Source organism: Marinobacter manganoxydans MnI7-9 (genome assembly GCF_000235625.1).
In the GTDB taxonomy this organism is placed as follows: domain Bacteria; phylum Pseudomonadota; class Gammaproteobacteria; order Pseudomonadales; family Oleiphilaceae; genus Marinobacter; species Marinobacter manganoxydans.
The window spans coordinates 1-19,718 of sequence record NZ_AGTR01000020.1 but is presented as its reverse complement, the minus strand read 5'-3'; the positions used below and the strand labels follow the sequence as shown (position 1 = coordinate 19,718).

Annotated in this window: 12 protein-coding genes and 3 pseudogenes; 11 read left to right on the top strand and 4 right to left on the bottom strand. The window is 55.6% G+C overall.

The features are described 5' to 3' along the window. Window positions 1-123: 123 nt before the first annotated feature. From KYE_RS05570 to KYE_RS05555, 4 genes and pseudogenes are all read right to left on the bottom strand, one after another. Window positions 124-3,231 (bottom strand): efflux RND transporter permease subunit, encoded by a 3,108-nt coding sequence (locus tag KYE_RS05570; protein WP_008171277.1) that lies wholly within the window; start codon window positions 3,229-3,231, stop codon window positions 124-126. A 14-nt stretch (window positions 3,232-3,245) separates the two neighbouring features. Next, a complete protein-coding gene (locus KYE_RS05565; RefSeq protein ID WP_008171276.1) occupies window positions 3,246-4,430 on the bottom strand; it encodes an efflux RND transporter periplasmic adaptor subunit in 1,185 nt (394 codons plus the stop codon). 48 nt (window positions 4,431-4,478) lie between these two features. Then, on the bottom strand, window positions 4,479-5,780 hold the full coding sequence (locus tag KYE_RS05560) for a TolC family protein (RefSeq protein WP_039881875.1): 1,302 nt from the start codon (window positions 5,778-5,780) through the stop codon (window positions 4,479-4,481). 286 nt (window positions 5,781-6,066) lie between these two features. Then, window positions 6,067-6,795, bottom strand: a pseudogene (locus KYE_RS05555) (TorF family putative porin). A gap of 281 nt (window positions 6,796-7,076) precedes the next feature. On the opposite strand from KYE_RS05555, the gene KYE_RS05550 reads away from it, so the two are divergent. The 11 genes and pseudogenes from KYE_RS05550 to KYE_RS05505 all read left to right on the top strand — a co-directional run bounded on the left by KYE_RS05550 (window position 7,077) and on the right by KYE_RS05505 (window position 19,458). Next, window positions 7,077-8,162 carry an OprO/OprP family phosphate-selective porin gene (locus KYE_RS05550; RefSeq protein WP_008171272.1) on the top strand — a complete coding sequence of 362 codons (1,086 nt, stop codon included), beginning with the start codon at window positions 7,077-7,079 and terminating at the stop codon, window positions 8,160-8,162. Between the two features lie 456 nt (window positions 8,163-8,618). After that, entirely contained in the window at window positions 8,619-9,863 is a 1,245-nt protein-coding gene (locus KYE_RS05545) for an alginate export family protein (protein ID WP_050898258.1), read from the top strand. A gap of 211 nt (window positions 9,864-10,074) precedes the next feature. Continuing rightward, the gene (locus tag KYE_RS05540; RefSeq protein WP_008171269.1) at window positions 10,075-10,272 is read left to right on the top strand and encodes a hypothetical protein; all 198 of its coding nucleotides are present in this window, start codon (window positions 10,075-10,077) and stop codon (window positions 10,270-10,272) included. Between the two features lie 24 nt (window positions 10,273-10,296). Then, a pseudogene (locus KYE_RS21855) lies at window positions 10,297-10,518 on the top strand (transposase domain-containing protein); the annotation flags it as partial. Between the two features lie 784 nt (window positions 10,519-11,302). Beyond that, window positions 11,303-12,025, top strand: coding sequence for a cytochrome c biogenesis CcdA family protein (locus KYE_RS05535; RefSeq protein ID WP_008171265.1), 723 nt, complete (start codon window positions 11,303-11,305; stop codon window positions 12,023-12,025). Window positions 12,026-12,181: 156 nt separating this feature from the next. Beyond that, a pseudogene (locus KYE_RS05530) lies at window positions 12,182-12,467 on the top strand (mercuric reductase); the annotation flags it as partial. A 178-nt stretch (window positions 12,468-12,645) separates the two neighbouring features. After that, complete coding sequence (locus tag KYE_RS05525) at window positions 12,646-15,000, top strand: heavy metal translocating P-type ATPase (RefSeq protein WP_008171261.1); 2,355 nt, start codon at window positions 12,646-12,648, stop codon at window positions 14,998-15,000. Window positions 15,001-15,169: 169 nt separating this feature from the next. Continuing rightward, on the top strand, window positions 15,170-15,628 hold the full coding sequence (locus KYE_RS05520) for a hypothetical protein (RefSeq protein WP_008171259.1): 459 nt from the start codon (window positions 15,170-15,172) through the stop codon (window positions 15,626-15,628). A gap of 46 nt (window positions 15,629-15,674) precedes the next feature. Then, window positions 15,675-17,189 (top strand): thymidine phosphorylase family protein, encoded by a 1,515-nt coding sequence (locus tag KYE_RS05515; RefSeq protein ID WP_008171257.1) that lies wholly within the window; start codon window positions 15,675-15,677, stop codon window positions 17,187-17,189. Continuing rightward, the gene (locus KYE_RS05510) at window positions 17,186-18,106 is read left to right on the top strand and encodes a ribose-phosphate diphosphokinase (RefSeq protein WP_008171255.1); all 921 of its coding nucleotides are present in this window, start codon (window positions 17,186-17,188) and stop codon (window positions 18,104-18,106) included. The genes KYE_RS05515 and KYE_RS05510 overlap by 4 nt, the downstream gene beginning before the upstream one ends. Further along, window positions 18,103-19,458 carry an MBL fold metallo-hydrolase gene (locus tag KYE_RS05505; protein WP_008171254.1) on the top strand — a complete coding sequence of 452 codons (1,356 nt, stop codon included), beginning with the start codon at window positions 18,103-18,105 and terminating at the stop codon, window positions 19,456-19,458. The genes KYE_RS05510 and KYE_RS05505 overlap by 4 nt, the downstream gene beginning before the upstream one ends. The last annotated feature ends 260 nt before the right edge of the window (window positions 19,459-19,718 follow it).

Genomic DNA, 19,718 nt, shown 5'->3' with positions numbered 1-19,718 from the left:
CGCTGAGAGGCACGACAGCAATGCTTGTCACGCCCTTGACTCTGGCCAGAGCATCAACCACATGCTCTGCCATCACTTCTCTGACATACGCTTTTATTTCATACATAAACCGTCTCCTGACTATCAGACTGAAACGTCACGACGTTCAGATGCAAACCACTGGTACACACTGGGCAACACCACCAGCGTCAGCAGCGTTGAAGTGATCAGACCGCCAACCACAACCGTTGCCAGTGGCCGTTGGACATTAGAGCCAATGCCATCGGCCAGCAGCAGGGGAATCAGCCCCAGAATAGCCACAGAGGCGGTCATCAGAACCGGCCGCAAACGGCGTTGAGCACCCAGCTTGACTGCTTCAATGACTTCGTAGCCTTCGTCCCGCAACTGGTTGATGTAACTCACCATCACCACGCCGTTAAGTACGGCCACACCAAACACCGCGATGAATCCCACGGCAGCGGGCACAGAGAGGTAAAGCCCCGTCACAAACAGCGCGACAATGCCACCGGTAATCGCAAAGGGCACATTCATGAAGATCAGCACCGCATAGCGCAGACTACTGAATGCCGAGAAAAGAAGCAGGAAAATAAGCGCCAGGGTAATGGGCACAACGATCGCAAGCCGAGCCATGGCCCTTTCCTGGTTCTCAAACTGACCGCCGAACTCCACGAAATACCCCGGCGGCATGTCCACTTGCTCCTCGATCCGCTTGCGCAAATCCTGAACAACACCGCCCATATCGCGACCACGTACGTTCATCTGCACGTACTGTCGCCGACTGGCATTGGAGCGCGAAATTTTCTTGGGGCCAGCGTACATTTCAACATCGGCCACCCGTGAAAGCGGGATGAGCTCGCCACTATTACCCCGGAGGGGAAGCTTTCTGATTTCATCGATGGACCCGCGATAGGACTCTTGCAGCCGGGCGAAGATCTCAAATCGCCGGACACCGTCGAAGACCAGCCCCGCGCCTTTACCGCCAATCCCGGTTTCGACCGTACTCATCAGGTTATCAATGCTGATGCCAAACTGCGCCAGCACTTCACGGTCGGGGCGAATAACGATCTGTTTTTTACCTGCGCTCTGCTGAGCGCGCACATCCGTTGCCCCCGGCACATCATTCGCCAGGGCCGCCACTTCCTTGCCGATCCGGCCCAACTCGTCGAGGTCGTCGCCGAAAATGCTGGCAACCAGTTGCGCCTGAACGCCTGAGAGGAGTTCGTCGGTTCTGAGCTGAATCGGTTGTGACAGATTGTTGGCAAGCCCGGGAACCCGCTCAGCCAAAGACTCCGCAATCCGGCTCTGAAGGTCCTCATAGCTCACATCTTCGCGCCACTGATCCAGAGGCTTCAGATTGACGAGCGTCGCGACAACGTTCACGGGTTCAGGATCACCGCCCACCTCGGCACGACCGATCCTGGCATAGGTGCCGGTGACCTCTGGAAATTCATCGACAACGGACTGAATCCGTTTGCCATACTTGATGGCGGATTCAAGACTGGCTCCAGGAGGCAGTGTCGAGCGAATCTGGAACGTGCCTTCCCTGAGCGTGGGCACGAACTCGCTCCCGAGATAGGGAAACAGCAGGAGACTGCCGGCAAAGGCAATGACGGCCACGCCCATCACAATTTTAGGGGCTTTGACGACAGTATTCACCACCGGCTTGTATAGCCGGTTCAGGAACAGAACCAGCTTCGGCTCTTTGTGTTGTCCACCCATCTTGAATGACAGCGAGGCCAGAACCGGCACCAACGTCAACGCGAGTAACAGCGCACCGATCAACGCAAAACTGATGGTGTAGGCCATGGGCGAAAACAGCTTGCCCTCAACGCCCTGCAGCGTAAACAGCGGCAGAAAAACGATAATAATGATGCCAATGGCAAACACAATCGGACGAGCCACTTCCCGGGCAGATTCACCTACAAGCCTCAGAACACTGACCTTTTCCTCTGATCGTTCTTCCAGATGTCGGAAGATGTTCTCTATCATCACAACGGCGCCGTCCACCATCATACCGATGCCGATAGCCAGCCCCCCCAGACTCATCAGATTGGCGGACAGGCCCGAAATCCGCATCGCAATGAATGCGAAAAGCACAGACAACGGCAAGGTCGCCACCACGATCAGTGTGGAACGTATATTTCCGAGGAACAGATAGAGGAACACCAGCACCAGAACCGAGCCCTCAAGTAAGGCTTTCTCGACAGTGCCTATGGCCTTGCCCACCAACTCCGCCTGGGAGTAATAAGCCTCTATTTTCAGCCCTTCGGGAAGTGACTTGTTCAGATCATCGATTTTTGCGTTGACGTCCTCGAGTACCTGACTGGTGTTGGTTCCGATCAGCTTCATCACGTAGCCGCCCACGGACTCCTCGCCCGAGGACACCTCCGCGCCGCGGCGGATCGCCGGTCCAAGGCTAACCTCTGCAACATCCCTGACATAGATAGGAGACTCTCCCTCACTCTTGGACACAATGATGTTCTGGATGTCCTCGATGCCCTCGGTACCTGAATTAACCCAACCGTACCCGCGAACTATATACTCTTCACCGCCTCGCGTAATGAAAGAGGCGCCGACGTTCCGATTATTCTGGGTGAGGGCGCCGCGAACGTCAGACACTGTCAGGTTCCTTGCCTGAAGCTTCTGCGCATCGATATTGACCTGGTACTGTTTTACCTCGCCGCCGATAGACAGCACACCGGTTACACCCGGCACGGTTCTGAGCTGGGGTTTGACAATCCAGTCCTGGATCGTGCGGATTTCCTGCAGGCTGTATTGATCCTTATCCTCAGCTTCCAGGGAATACATCAGGATGCGCCCAAGACCGCTCGCTATGGGCCCGAGTTCCGGCTGCCCCATCCCCTCGGGAATCTGGCGCTTGGCCTCGGAAAGCCGTTCGTTTACCAGCCGCCTGGCGAAGTAGATATCGGTGCCATCTTCGAAATAGATGGTCACCCGCGACAACCCGAAAATCGACGTGCTCTGCACTTTTTCCAGCTTGGGAATTCCATACATGCTGATCTCAACGGGATAGGAAATCAGCGTTTCGATATCAACCGGCGACAGACCAGGACTGGTGGTAAACACCTGAACCATGGTCGGCGTCGCGTCGGGAAACGCGTCCACCGGCAGTTTTTGAAATGAAAATACGCCGGCAACGATCACGGCGATCGCAAAAACAAGCGTCATCAGACGATTGTTCAGCGCATAATTCACAATTGCGTTGATCATGCTCCCCCCGGGGTTTAGTGTCCGTGAGCGGCGCTGCGGCCACTGGCGGTAATGGCCGACATCAGATCAAAAGCGCCTACTGAAACCACTTCCGTGTTTGCGCTGATGCCGGACTTGACCTCGATCCAGTCGTTTGCCTCCTTGCCAAGCATGACGGGAACCGCCTTGTAAGCCCCTTTCTCATCACCCGGAACAAACACAACAGATTCATCGCCAATGGTTTGTACCGCGTCATCCGGAACCAGTGGCAGTGAAGCCTCCGATTCCGTCATGATTCTGGCCGTGGCATAGGTATTCGGGCGAAGGTCGCCCCGGGGAGACTCCAGCACAACACGAACCGGGATGGTGCGGGTCTTTTCATCGAGCATGCTCGACACCCAGGATACCTGCCCACTGTGAAACCGGTCGGAACTTGAATCCCTGGAGGAAATCTGAACCTGGTCTCCCATTGAGATCCGGTCAATATCGGATTCCGACACCTGAAGAATGGCCCACAGCACCGAGGCATCCGCCACGATGAAAGGCGTATCCGACGGACTCAAGGTCTGACCCAGCCGGACATGCATCTGCTCGACACGGCCCTCAATGGGTGAGCGGAGCGCGTATTGCGCCAGCCCCCCACTGTCACCTGACGACTCGCTGCCGTAAACCGCCAGTTGTTCCCGCACCGAATCGTACTCCGCTTTTGTTTCAAGAAAGGCAGCCTTGGCATCCAGGAACTCTTCTTCACTGGAAATACCCTGTCCCTGCAACTCCCTTTCACGATTGTAGTCAGACTCGGCCGCTTCTTTGCGGGCCTCCAGCGAGATTAACCGGGAGCGAATCCGGGCCAGCTCCACACTGTTCAGGGTTGCCAGTAACTGCCCCTTATTGACACGATCCCCCAGATCAACCGCCAACCCTGTCAGTTTTCCCTCCAGCAGCGGACCAACCTCGGCCACGCGGTCCGGCACATACTGAATCTCAGCAGGTGCAGTGACAATTGCGTCGGCACGCCCCTTGGACACCGCCACGGTCTGTATGGCCAGCAACTGTGTCTGCTCCGGCGTCAAATGAATTCTGCGGGACTGGCTTTCCTCTCCAGCATGCCCGGCTTCTTCATTTGCGTGCTGGTCACCTTCAGCTTCTCCGGCAGCGTATACCTGCGGCATACCCAGAACGCTGACAACGATTAAAAATATCTTCAGATTGCGAATCATTCGTTCACCCTCAATATTAGATAACGGTTAATCTTGAGTTTTTTATCCTCAGGAACCGGCTGACATCGACAGAGCACCTCCCGTGCTTATCTCCAGCGCCCGCACGGCATCGATATAATCGTTCTGCGCCTGAACGTATTCCTGCCTTACCGACAGGAGGTTGTCCTGGGCCGCCAGAACATCCGAGGCACCGACCTTGCCCGCCCGAAGTGCTTTTTGCATCAGTTGTAATGTTTCCTCTGAACGCTCCAGGATCGACTCGTTCATCTGGCGCAGTCGAACGGCGGTGGATTCATACCGGGCCACAGCCGACACAACCTGACGCTCTGTAGCCAGGCGCAAAGCCTCTGCCTCAAGCTCGGAGGTTTTCAGCCGCGCAGCAGCTTGTCTCTGCTCACCGGAATAATCATGAAAAACGGTCAAAGGCATCGACACCCCTGCACCAAAAAGGTTGGAGCCTTCCTCACGATCATAAAATCCGAAGACTTTCAGATTTGGAATCGTCAGGCTTTTCGCAACTTCAAGGCCAGATTCATCCGCTGCAATTCTGGCGGCCGCCGCTTTCAGGTCCGCTCTCTGACTCTGTGCCATCTCGACAAGCTGGCTGGTCGGAGGCAGGTCTTCGAGCGTCACATCAAGCTCGCCGGTCACCCCAACGGCATCGGAGGGGGACACCCCGAGCACTTCGGTAAGATCAATTTTTGATTGCTCGAGCTTTTGTTCCGCCGAGGCTTTCTGATTCCGGGCCCTGGCAAGCCCAATGACTGCGGTATTGAGATCAATCCGGGTTTGTTTTCCCTGTTTTACGGACATTTCAACGAGGTCTTTGGTGCGTTGCATCAGGTCAACGGCACGGGTTGCGGTTTTCAACTCTTTCTGAGCCAACAGTATCCGGAAATAGGCGGCCCGTACGCGCGCCTTGGTGGCCACCTTCAGGTATTCAAGCTCCTGTTGCCGGGACGTGAGATTGCTCCGGGCACGCGACTGGCCAAGGTCGCCGCGGTTACCCATCCAGATCTCCTGAGTAACCCTAATCCCGTATTCCAGGGACTCATCAGCCTGCTCCGGGGCCTGACGCCCCCCCACCTCAAACTCTGGATTGCTGGGCGCCCAGCGGCTGGCATGGTCAAGCTGGCCCTGCTGCATCGAGACCGCGGCCCGCCTCAAAGCCAATACCGGGCTGTTCTCGAAAGCCATCACCATGGCCTGGTTCAGGGAAACAGCCTGGCTGGCTTTGGCCTGCTGATATTCTTTCAGCGACACACTCTCTTTTGCCTGGGCCGACACCATGGGAGAGACGGCCAAGGCTCCCGGAACTATCATCGCGCACAACAACAATCGTTTGTTCATTCAGTATCATCCTGGCTGTTTGACTGAGGTCAGTGAGTCAGCATTTTTGCGTGGGAATCTGGAACGACCTTACAGACAAACCTTTAATACAGTTTGAAATTCAGGCACCGGATAAGAAATGAGCTTTGGCGGCAGGGGGGGGGCAGAGGTAAGGGCGAGGATGTCGAGTCACCGGGCGTCAAGGCAGGCGCACGATGGTGGGTTCTTGCATGATAAATAAAAACCGGCCCGTCATTTGGGCCGGCTTTTTATTCTGGATCTGAATTGCTTGTGATCACTTGGCCGATCAGAAACTCCTGCTCCAACCCAGCCAGAACTTCGGATCATCCGAGTTGACAGAGCCAAGCGCGTCGGTTGACTCAATGTCCGCGTACTCCACGTTAACACTGAAAGAACCGAAGTTTCCCGCATCCTTTGTAACGTTGGCGGCGACGTGTGAATAACTTGCCTCGCCGACAGAAGCCTTGCCGTCATCAGCGAAGTCGTAATAGCCAAGCGTCACACCGGCACTGTAGCTGTCCTCCAGAGGCACCCCAACAGAGGCGTAGTAATAGGCATCCCCCTGCACGAACACCCCATCACCACTGGTGTCGCTGTTGATCGTGTAGGCCAGGCCGATGGCCGCAATGCCATAACTGATCTCGCCGTACAGTTCGCCGAAGTCGATGGAGTCCGGCGCGTCAGGATACGCATAATAAATGTACCCAACGTCATAACCCAGTTCTTCCACAGAGCCGGAGAATCCGGCATAAAGATCAAGCTCATAGCTGGTGCCGTCACCAAAATCGACATTGGAACCCCAACCACCGGCATAGAAGCCCGACGCATGCTCTTAATCCAACCCTCCCTGGACAGCCGCAGCCCCGTCTGTCTGGGTGACGCCCCGGAACAGATAGTTGCTGCTGGCGCTCACATTTGAGCTGACGTCAGCGCTAACAATGGCGGGCGCAGCCTGAAGTGCTGCAAGCAAAGTGATACTGATAAATCCGGATTTGGTGAAAAACTGCTTCTTCATAATGGATACCTTCGGTTGGGTTTCATTGCTCCAAATATGATTGAGCAAAAGTCTTGCCACATCTTATTTATTCTTTTTTATCATTATTATAGAGACAAATCGGCACATTCTGAGCTTGCCCCCGAAAAACGACCGCAACACCTAGCGCCCCAGAACCTGTCACCGGCCCGGACCAGCGCCCTGTTTTGATGCATTCTCTGTAACCATTCTGTAATCTTTGCCAAATAGACTTTAATAGCGCTTCAACACACACAAGCAAACCGAAAAAGGTGAGACAGATCATGAGCAAGAAATATTTGGGCTTGGCTTTGGCGATTTCTGCCGCTTCTGCTGCACAGGCCGGAACCGTTACGACCAGCGGCAAAGACCTTGTGATTGATACCGACAGTGGTATCAAGGTGAAAACGTTGGATAAATCAGCGTCTTTTCAGCTCGGCGGGCGCATTCAGTGGGATTACGACGCCACGCAGTCTGACGACAACGGCGTTGACACGACCGATTTCGATGTGCGCCGGGCACGCCTCTACGCCAAGGGCCACTTTGGCGACTGGGCGTACAAGACCCAGTTCAACGTGGCTGAGAGTGACGGCGCCAAAGGCGGCACCGCGGAGGACCTGTACATTCGCTACCTGGGATTTGGCTCGACGGCAACCGTGACTATTGGTAAGCAGAAAGAGCCATTCGGCCTGGAACAATTAACGAGTTCAAAAGACATCTCGGCCCTTGAGCGATCCGCCATGACCGAGCGTTATACCCCCGGTCGCAGCGGCGGCATCCAGCTCAGTGGCAAAGGCAGCAACTGGACCTACGGTATCGGCTATTTCGAAGCAGACGGCAATGGCAGCGACGACTTCAATAACACGGCAGTAACCGCACGGGGCACGTTTGCACCGATTCAAACGAATAATCTGGTTGCTCATCTTGGTGCGGGCTATACCACGCGTGACGCCGACACTCAGGCCGAGGAGGTCGACACGTTTAATCTGGAACTCGCCGGCGCTTCCGGGCCCTTCCATGCCCAGGCCGAATATTTCGATTCCGAAGAAGGCCAGGTGGATGTTGATGGCTATTACGTACAGCTTGGCTGGATCATCACCGGCGAAAGCCGTCCTTACAAAGCCGGAGCATTCAAGCGGGTAAAACCGGCATCACCCAAAGGGGCCTGGGAAGTTGTTGCCCGCTTTGAGGATGGTGACGGAAAATACAGTGACGTGGGGCTGGCCACGACCGACGGTGAGCAAACAACACTGGGCGTTAACTATTACGCCAACAAGAATGTTCGACTTGGAATGAGCTACATGGATGGCGAAGAAGCCAATGGCGCTAGCGGAGATGAAGTGCGTGCGAGGTTACAATATGCATTTTGACCGCATGGAGGTCGCTTGAATGAGTTTTGCGGTTTGATATAGTTCTTGAGAGTTAATGAAATACTCAGGTTTTGGGCAGATATTAATCTGCCCATGCTTTTGTCTGCCCCACCCCCACCCCCACCCCCCGCTAATAAAGTTCATCTGAGGTTTCTGGTGTACATTGAGGTGGACCCCATCAGTTGGACAGCCTGAAGGTGCAGTTAAGCTCTGATCCGGCTGTATTCCTGAAAAAATGAGGCCCGTATGGACGGCTTTGCAAGACGTACAAGGTGGTGGCGCGTTGTTCAGCACTTTTTGCCTGTGAGCCTATGGAGGTACCCCTTGAGAGTCAGGTTCAATCTGACCGATATCAAGGTTGTCGCTGACATTGGCGCCCTAAACTGAACGAGCGACTTATCGATGAAATGTTGACTCCATTCAACCATTTATACGGCCGCTGAAGGTACCACTAGGATGAAAATGATGCTAACTCCGCTCACTGCCAGGAATGGCCAAAAAAACCAGAAGTCGTTGCTTGTCTTTGCCATTGGTTCGGTTCTGGCCTCTGCCGCAACGCCTGTCCTGTCCATGACCTTTACCGAAGCCTTAACCGGGGGAAAGGTTTCGCTTGATGTTCGTTACCGTTACGAATTTGTGGATCAGGACAACCCTCTTGATCAAGCCCATGCTTCTACCGTTCGAACCCGACTGGGGTACCGGACTGGTGATTTTAAGGGGTTTGAGGTGTTTGCCGAGGCGGAAGATGTGTCCGCTGTGGGGAATGAGAACTACAATAGCACCATCAATGGCATAACCGATCACTCAGTAGTCGCTGATCCGACGGAAACCGAAGTCAACCAAATTTACGTGCGTTACAAAGGTTTTTCGGATACCAGCCTGACCTACGGCCGTCAGCGCTTTGCTCTGGACAATCACCGGTTTATCGGTACGGTTGGCTGGCGCCAGAATGAGCAAACCTTCGATGCCTTTGTCGGCACCAACGAGTCGCTTCCGGACACGAAGATCACAGCGGGCTATCTTTACAATGCTAACCGGGTGTTCTCGGATGCCAGCCCTAATGGCAATTTCCCAATGCAGTCGCCGATTTTCAACGCACAGTATCATGGCTTGGCTGCCGGAACCCTGACCACTTACGGTTATCTTTTCGACTTTACCAACGCAGACGTCAACTCAACCCAGAATTTTGGTTTGCGGTTCGCAGGTGGCACCGATGTATCGGAAGACGCCAGGGTCCTGTACACCCTGGAGTACGCAATCCAGAAAGACTATGCAGACAACCCGCAAAGCTTTGAGGCCGCTTATTGGCTGGCGGAAGTGGGGCTCGCAGTCTACGGCCTGACCTTTAAGGTGGGTATGGAGACTCTGGAGTCGGACGACGGCCGGTCATTCCAGACGCCTCTGGCGACGCTTCACGCGATGAACGGTTGGGCCGACCAGTTCCTGGTCACCCCGGACGATGGCCTGCAGGATCTATACGTATCGGCGGGTGCCTCAGCAAAGGGGGTCAAGTGGCTGGCCGTTTATCATGACTACAGCAGTGACATCAATAGCCTGAGCTATGGCTCCGAGCTGGGGCTGCTGGCTGTCTACCCGATCAACAAGCACTACACGGTGGGTGCCAAGTTCGCCAGCTATGCCGCCGATGGTCGTGGCGTGGATACGGACAAGGCCTGGTTGTGGGGAGAGGTCAAGTTCTGACCTTATCACTGTTGCGGTGAACAGACATTCGCCTGATAGAGGGCGGGTCGCCCCGACCGGGGGTAGACAATCCGAAGGATAAGGGTCGCTGACGAACGCTGCGGTTGAGGAGGTCTCAGGCAGCGTTTGGCTCTTGGAAACGTCGTAAATTTACAGAAATTGATGTGTTAGCTATGCTTTGGATGGAATCTAAACAACAAGGAGAAGCACGATGGGTAAAGCTATTAATGGTAAGTTCGAGAACATGGATCAGGCACGCAATACGCGAGACGATCTTATTGGCAGCGAAATCCCACAGGATGTGATCTTTATTGATAAGGAAGAGCAGACGATCCGGGTGATGTTGCCGCAGGAGGAGGCCGGGGAAGTTTATGAGATCTTCGATCGACACGGCGTCACGTATAAGTGAAGGCTCGTGGCCCTGTGCGTTGGGCTGTTCCTGGGATCACTCCGCAGTGGTCAACGCGCGGCTGCGGTCATGACGCTGATCCAGTCGGCTATGCGGAAAGGGCATGATCCCTATGGGTATCCAAGGGATGTTCTAACCCGACTGCCGACACAGAAGAGCAGCGCCATCGGCGGACGCTTACAACGGAATAAAATAGTGTTGGTCTTTTGGGAACGTATCGGTAGATCGTATGCCTTAATTTGTTAATGTCACAGACTGGTGCTTGAAAGCAGGATGGCCGCAAAGAATCGCCCCACTATCGTTGTGTTGCTGTCACTGCTTTTGGTGTTCAGCGGGCCTGCGTTTGCTTTGCCTTGCCGCCGGGGAACTTCACAAGTTTTACCGATACCGGTTCCCAGCTGATTTTTGCCGCACAGGCGGCCCACTACCAGGATCCCTTCCTGGCTTCTATTACACCCCCTGCAGAACATTACTCCTGAGTCTTAACCGGTTTTTGCCCATCGCGGCAAACTCATTAACGTTAGTTCTTGCAACAAAGTCTCGTACTTCGGTTCATTCGTAACGGGGCTTTATATGGAGTGAATCAAATGCGCAATTCAAAAACCAGGCTCACCATCACAGCGATTCTTCTGGCCGGAACCATTGGATCCTTCTCTGCATTGGCCCACGAGGACGAAGGAAAAGGCATGAGGGGGATGATGAATATGATGTCTGATATGTCCCCCGAAGACCGTAAAGCCATGACTGAGGCGTGCATGAAAATGATGCAGGGGCATGGAAACGGGCCGGAAGGACGATTATCAGGTCATCGCCTTCAACGCCAACGGCCAGCAGCGTGTGTTCCGCGAACACAAGGATTACTGAGGTCAGCTCTGTGAAAGTGATGCCTTTTCGCCTGAACTCCGCCACGGTGCGGTACTGGCAAGATGCTATGGCGGGCACGGGCCATTATCAATAACGGCAGGTCCAGGGAAGGCATCAAATTCGATTTCTGGGCAATTTGACAGACTCACCGAACTTGGAGGGCTAAATGCCTGATCTTGCAACTTGGGGAATTGCCGCCGCGTTTGCCGGTGGTCTCATATCGTTTTTTTCACCCTGCACGCTACCTCTGGTTCCCGGCTACCTGTCGGTCGTGACTGGAGGTGCTCTGACTGAGGCTTCGAATCGGTTGAAGGCCCTTTGGCTGAGCCTGTGTTTTGTGATGGGGTTCAGTCTGATCTTTATTGCCCTGGGAGCAAGCGCAAGTGCTTTAGGGCAATGGTTGATGGCCTATCGTGAAGAGGCCAACCTGGTGGCCGGCGTGCTCATCGTTCTAATGGGTCTGTTTATGCTGGGCTGGTGGAGCATGCCGGCGTTGCAGCGCGAATGGCGCATTGGACAGTCACTCGAAGGCGGACGTCCCACTGCCGCCTTTCTTCTGGGGATAGCATTTGCCATCGGCTGGACACCCTGTATAGGTCCCATACTCGGGGCTATATTGGCGCTCAGCTCCACCCATGCCAATGCCGAGGCGGGTATGCTTTATCTTGCTGCCTATTCTTTAGGGCTGGCTATCCCGTTCCTTGGCACCGCCCTCTTCATTGAGCACTTTCGACAACGAGTGCGCTGGCTCAGTCGCTGGAGTCGACTGCTGAGAGTGTTTGCAGGCCTGGTACTCGTTGTCATGGGCGTGTTGGTGCTCACCGGTCAGATGACTCTATTCGCGTCATGGATGTTGTCGACGTTTCCAGTTCTTGGAAGGCTTGGCTGATCCTCTCTAATTCTTTAATTCGTGGGGATCGTTTCAGTGGGTGCTATCCTGACGCAGCCAGTGTAGCTGAGTGTAAAAAGCCTATCCGGCCCTGGGCGCTGAGCGAGTCTGCCGGTGTTCAGGATTACGTGTTAGATGGGATATTCCTGTAAGGAAGGCGAGGCCAGGCTCGACCTCAGTGCCATGCCCGCGGTCATGTTTACCGATCCTCAAGTCGCCACCGTTGGCCTCTCTGAAGCCGAAGCAGTTGCTCGGGGTGCAGGTTGTCGCAGCGGAAGGCGGTGAAATTATCCAAACGGCGGTGATGGCGTTACGAGCAGGTTTGACCGTTCAGGAAATCGGCGATGACTTGTTCCCCTATCTGACCATGGTTGAAGGACTCAAGCTCTGTGCGCAAACGTTCACCAAGGATGTAAAACAGTTGTCATGCTGTGCCGGATAAATCATTTGAACGCGGCTCTGGGGTTTCTTGACCGAGATCACAATCTGATTCGGTTTAAGCCGGTGATTCATTTTGGATTCAGGTAGATATGCTCTGATGATCTGGATGGCGCTTATGCTGGGTGTTCGTCTGCCTGATAAAAGCTCCGGTTGGCCAATTAAGGAAAGGGGACCAAGGAATGAAAAATACCGTCGTGGAGATCCGCGGCTTGCTATCGGCACTGAGTGCCCGGGGCGTGGAGAAACAGTTGTTGAGATTGCCCGGCGTTAAGAAAGCCGAGGTCAACTATGTGGCCGGCAGCGCGACCGTCACCTATGATGAGGCGACGGTGGACCTTGAGGCTATCAAGGCCCGGATACACGAGTGCGGCTATCACTGTTCCGGAGAACAGTTGCCCAGGCACGTTTGCGACCCGGGGGACCCGCCGACCGAAGCCGGGGCTGTGTCCATGCCCGTCCACGATGGCCATGCCTCCCACACCGGCCACGACGATACCGCGCATCCTGCTGAACACGGCGAACATACTGGCGCAAAGGACGAGATGGCTCACGAGATGGGCCACGGCGGCAGCATGGACATGCAGGCAATGGTGCGCGACATGCGCAACCGTTTCTGGGTCTGCCTGATCTTCAGCCTCCCGATTTTCATTTATTCGCCCATGGGTGGGCTGTTCGAACCGCCAGCACCGCCCTTCGGGCTGCGGCTAGACCTGTGGTTGCTATTACTGGCAAGCATCGCGGTGCTCTGGCCAAGCTGGCCGTTCTTTGTTGCCGCCTGGCGCGCGCTGAAAAACGGCGTGCTCAACATGGCTGTGCTGGTCGTTCTCTCGGTGGGTACTGGCTACCTGTTCAGCGTCGGTTCCACGCTCTTTTTCCCGGGGGTGCAGTTTTTCGAGGCGGTGGCGGTGTTGCTGGTGTTCATCCTGCTCGGCCATTGGCTGGAGATGCGCGCCCGTGCCGGTGCCTCGGACGCCATCCGCTCGCTGATGGATCTCGCGCCGCCCAAGGCCACTGTGTTGCGTGATGGCCAGGAACGGGAGGTTCCCACCGCTGAGGTTCTGAAGGACGACATCGTCGTGATCCGCCCCGGCAATAAGATTCCGGTGGACGGTGAGGTCTTGGAGGGCGAGTCCCTGGTGGATGAGTCCATGCTCACTGGCGAGTCCATGCCGGTGGAAAAAAAGCCCGGCGATAAGGTGATCGGGGCCACCATTAACAAGAGCGGCAGCTTCAGGTATCGCGCCACCAAGGTAGGTTCCGACACCGCGTTAGCGCAGATCGTCAAGCTGGTGCAGGAGGCGCAGAACTCCAAGGCCCCGGCGCAGCTGCTGGCGGACAAAGCGTCACAGTGGCTGGTGGTGATTGCCATCGTAATCGGCCTGCTCACCTTCGCCGTCTGGTTCTGGTGGATTGGCCAAAGCCTGCTGCTTGCCGTGACCCTGACTATCACCGTGTTCGTGATCGCCTGCCCGGACGCCCTGGGCCTTGCAACGCCCATGGCGGTGATGGTGGGCACCGGCCTCGGTGCCAGGAACGGCATCTTGTTCAAGAATGCCTCTGCACTTGAGGATGCCACCCGGCTGGATATTGTGGTCTTCGACAAGACCGGCACCCTGACCATGGGCGAGCCGCAGGTGGTCGAGGTGGTCGTGGTGGCGGGCAGCACCGAGGAGGCGGTCCTCGCACTGGCGGGGACGGTGGAGCAGGGCTCGGACCATCCTCTGGCCAAGGCGATACAAAGTAAGGCCGAAGGCTTGCAGCTCGATCCGCTGACCGGCTTCACCAACATCGAGGGCAAGGGCGCGCGGGCGGAGATTGGCAGCAAGACCGTGCTGCTCGGCAACCGCCGGCTGATGGACGAAGAGAAGGTCGACATGGCGAGCCTGAAGGACGAGGCCGCGCGTCTGCAGAGCGCGGGTCAGACCGTGGTGCACGTCGCCCAGGACGGGAAGCTGGTCGGCCTTATCGCCATTGCCGATGCGCCGCGCCCCACCGCTACTGCAATGGTCAAAAAGATGCGTGAACGCGGGGTGGAGGTGGCGATGCTCACCGGCGACAACCAGGCCACCGCCGAGCGCATCGCCCGGGAACTCGGCATTGAGATGGTGATCGCCGATGTCCTTCCGGGGCAGAAAGCAGACAAGATCAAGGAGCTCCAGGCTCAGGGCAAGAAGGTTGGCATGGTGGGCGACGGTGTCAATGACGCCCCGGCACTGACCCAGGCGGAGGTGGGTTTCGCCATCGGTGCCGGCACCGATGTGGCCATTGAGAGCGCTGACGTGGTGCTGATGAAGAGCGACCCCTACGATGTGCTGGGAGCCATCGAGCTGTCGCGCGCTACCCTGCGCAAGATGCACCAGAACCTGTTCTGGGCGGTGGGCTATAACGTCATCGCCTTTCCCGCGGCGGCAGGCGTGTTCTATCCGTTGGTGATAAGCCCAGAAGTAGCGGCGCTCGCAATGTCTGGAAGCTCCGCTCTTGTTGCGGTAAATGCACTCCTGTTAAAGCGCACCCAACTGGACGGCTTAGGGTAGACGAACACTTCCAATTGGAAAAATTGATGTTCATCAAGCCCACGCTATTGAGCGACTCTTTTTGCATCTTTTGTTGGGGTTTTTCAGTGTGAATTCAGGCTTATGAGTTTAAGTGGTAGGTAATTGCTGTTTGCTGACATGATTAATGACAACAAGGGGGAACGGGTAAATGGACATCAAAACCTTTGGAGAACTTATTAGCTGGACACGGGATTTGCATGCTCACCTTGCAAGGTGTATGTCACATTGCGCTACGAAGAATGAAGAGGAGCGAGCACGGGCGCTGCTGGACTATCTGGCGACCCATGAATCGGAAATGGAACGTATCGTGAATGAATTCAAGTCGCAGGGCGATTTCAAAGCATTGGAGACAAGGGTCTACGACTACCTGTCTCACCATCCCATTAAGACCCACAGAACCTGCGATGAGCCCTACGCACAGCTGGATTTTGAGGGCATATGCAGAGAAGTATTCGATTTCCATGATCAGATAGAGGACCTTTATCGCACCATGGCCGACAAAGCCGAGATTCCCGAGGCGAAAGAATTACTGCAATCGTTGCTAACCATGGAAGAGAACGAAGCTATGCGATTGGCCAGGCAGATAGGGCGTATGAACGACCTCTGATCAGAACACTGAAATTATTCTTCGACGCAGAAAAGGATGTTGATACATGGTGGCGTCTTCCAGTCAGTTACGGGTTTTCAAGATGGGTATCAATACTCATCAGGAGCCTGTCGTCTACATGCGTGGTGATTGTGATGTGTGCCTTTCAGAAGGATTCGCCGCCAGTTCCAGGGTGGGAATTTCCTCGCAGGGACGTTCCATCATCGCAACTCTCAATATTTCGTCTGATGAAACGGTTCCCAAAGGGTATGCGGGGCTTTCAGATATCGCCATAGAGCGGCTCGGGGTGGCTCAGTCTGACCTGGTTTCAGTACATCATGCGCCCTATATCGAATCCTTGAGTCTGGTTCGTCGGAAAGTATTCGGACACAGCTTGCTTCCGGCTGAGATGGCCCGCATTGTCTCCGATATCTCCGCACACAAATACAGCGATGTCGAAATAGCCTGTTTCCTGAGCGCTTGTGCGGGTGGCAGATTAGGTTTCGATGAGATTGTTGCTTTGACCCAGGCGATGGTGAATTGCGGACAACAGCTCGATTGGCCAGGCGTGGATCGTGTGTTCGACAAACACTGTGTTGGAGGCCTGCCGGGCAACCGGACCACGCCGCTGGTTGTGTCGATCGTCAGCGCAGCAGGCTTAGTAATGCCTAAAACCTCCTCCCGTGCCATCACCTCACCGGCGGGAACAGCGGACACCATGGAAGCGCTGACCAATGTGAGGCTTGGGCTGAACGAGATTCGCCGTGTGGTCAGAGAAACCGGTGCCTGTCTCGCCTGGGGTGGGGCGATGAACCTCAGCCCGGCTGATGACCTGTTGATTCGCATCGAGAGAGCGCTGGACCTTGATGGTGAGGGCCAGCTCGTGGCCTCGGTGCTGTCCAAGAAGATTGCTGCCGGTTCCACCCATGCGGTGATTGATATTCCGGTGGGGGAGACGGCCAAGGTTCGAACGCCCGGCGATGCCGACCGGCTGGCCTCTCTTTTCACAAGCGTTGGGGCGGCCTGTGGGCTGAAGGTACGCTGCATCGCGACAGACGGCAGCAAGCCGGTTGGTGCAGGGATCGGGCCGACAGAGGAGGCCCGTGATGTTTTGGCCGTGTTGCAGGGAAAGCGGGGTGCGCCGGAGGATCTACGGAGCCGCGCCATCATGCTGGCTGGCCATTTGTTCGATCTGGCTGATGGTCGTGGCGTGAAAGAGGGGATGGTCAAAGCAGAACGACTACTTCAAAACGGCTCTGCCTGGGGGCAGTTCAAGCGTATAACAGAGGCTCAGGGAGGGCAGAGGAGCTTAGGTGAAGCCCGTTTTAGGCGCCCAGTTCTGTGCTCGGAATCCGGAACAATCGTGTCTATCGACAATCGTCGGCTTGCCCGTGTCGCCAAGCTGGCAGGCGCACCTGCCAGCTCTACCGCAGGGCTGCGGCTACTGGCGACCGTCGGTGATAGAGTCACTAAGGGAGAGCCTCTCTATGAATTGCTCAGTGACAGTCCGGGGCAGCAGGATTATGCGCTGGCGTTTAACGATATGGGGCCGGCAATCTTCACTGTAAAGCGAGAGGAATGATTGTGGGCATTACTGAAAAAAGTGTGTTGTTCAGCCTTGCTCCCCATCCATTACGGGAAAAACTTTGTGATCGGCTCAATCTGGAGCCGGGAAGTTTGGAGGTGCGGAGGTTCCCTGATGGTGAGTCCTACTTACGTGTGCTCACATCAGTCAAAGGTGCGAACTGCGTAATATTGGCCGACCTAACGCATCCAGACACCAAATACCTTGCTCTCCTGTTTCTCTTTGAAACTCTCCGGGAACTCGGTGCCAGGTCGATTGGGTTGGTGGCGCCCTATCTTTGCTATATGCGCCAGGATCGACGCTTCGAAGAAGGGGAGGCGGTCACTTCCAGGGTGTTTGCCCAGTCTTTGTCTTTACATATCGACTGGCTGATCACCGTTGATCCACATTTGCACAGGTACCAGTCTCTTGACGAAATCTACAGCATACCCACGCAAGTTGTTCAGGGAGCACCGGCGCTGGCGGATTGGCTACGGGGGCAAAACGGTCTGTTGCTGGTAGGTCCGGACGCGGAAAGTGAGCAATGGGTATCAAGTATCGCGCAGGCCAGTAACCATCCTTATGTCATTGGCACCAAGCAGCGTCTGGGTGACCGGCGCGTTGAAGTCACCTTGCCGGATATCTCGGCGTATAACGGCCGGAAAGCCGTCATCATTGATGACGTTATTTCCAGCGGCCGCACCATTGGCGAGTGTGTCAGGGCACTTAAGGCACAAGGCACGGAGGCCATCCTGTGTGCGGCGGTGCATGGCATTTTTGCGGAGGCCTCGGACACCTACCTTCTGGGTACCGGCCTGCAGACGCTGGTGACCACCAACACGGTTCCACACAGCAGCAATGAGATCGATGTCAGCGAGTTGCTGGTGCCGCCGGTCAGGCATTTTCTCAATCAGGTGGAGGATGAGCGCCGATGAACATTACATTTCTGGGTGGCACGGAAACCGTGACCGGCTCCAAGTTCCTGGTTGAAACCGGCCAGACACGTGTATTGGTCGATTGCGGCCTGTTTCAGGGGTACAAGTGGCTGAGAAAGCGCAACCGGCAACCGTTGCCGCTCGATATTGCCTCGCTGGATGCCGTGCTTCTGACCCATGCCCATCTGGATCATTCAGGCTACATCCCCGTGTTGTACAAGCAGGGCTTCCGGGGGGCGGTTTATACCCATCATGCCACCCGAGAGCTATGCAGCATATTGCTGGCCGATAGCGGCCATCTTCAGGAAGAGGAGGCACATTACCTCGGCCGCCATAAGCTGAGCAGGCATGAGAATCCGGAGCCCCTGTATGATCAGGAGGATGCAGAAGCCTGCATGGAGCTGTTTCAGTCGGTGGACTTTCACCAAGTGATCCAGCTCGGTGATATACGCTTTCATCTGCGACCGGTCGGGCACATTCTCGGGGCGGCCTGTGTCATCATCGAGGCGGAAGGTAAACGCGTCGGTTTTTCCGGCGATGTGGGCCGCCTCAATGATATTTTCATGAGGCCACCGGCACCCCTGCCAGCACTCGACATGCTGATGCTGGAATCAACATATGGCGATCGTCGCCACGAAGACGTGGATTTGCCGTCACAACTGGCGGACATCGTCAACGAAACGGTCGACAAAGGGGGCAATATACTGATTCCAGCCTTTGCCGTGGGCAGAGCGCAGGTCTTGCAACATATGCTCACCGACCTGATGAAGGCGGGACGAATTCCAAGGTTGCCAGTTTATCTGGATAGCCCCATGGCGATTGATGTTTCTGAGATTTACTGCCGCTACGAAGATCAGCATCGGTTGAGCAGTTCAGAATGCCACGAAATGTGCAGCACCGTTCATTATAGCCGCAGCGTCCAGGACTCCAAGGCGCTGGCTGATCAGGCCTACCCGCACGTAATTATTGCAGGCAGCGGTATGGCAACGGGCGGTCGCATTCTTCATCACTTCAAGCGTCTCCTCGGCCAGCACCGCACAACCGTTATCTTTGCCGGTTATCAGGCAGGGGGGACACGAGGCGCCAAAATGGTTGATCGAGCGGAAAGGATCAAGATCCACGGCGACTGGGTTCCGGTCAAGGCCCGGCTGGAGGTGTTGAGTGGGCTTTCCGGGCATGGAGATTTCACAGAGATTGAACAGTGGCTGGCTCAAAGTGACTTAGCCCCCGAAACGCCGATCAACTTGATTCATGGAGACCCTGATGCGCTGGAGGCCATGAAGGATCACTTGCGTCAGAACACCCGGTTTGAGGTGGAGGTGGCAGGCTACCAATCCATTTTGCGTCTTTGATGTGAGACTGGGCAAATACCCGGGGTAATCCGGATATTTACGGCGAGGATTTCTAATAGGCCACCATTAACGTCAGTAGAGTTATCAGGGAGAGATCATGAACGGCTATTCCATTGAGGATTCACATCGAATCCAGCAGCGTGCTGCCCAATACCGGCAGCGTTACCCCCAGTTTGCCAACTGGGCAAAAGGGCGCGGGGTGATCGAACATACCGATTTGACCCAGGTGCGCGTGTTCGACCTGTGCCAGGAACTCGTGT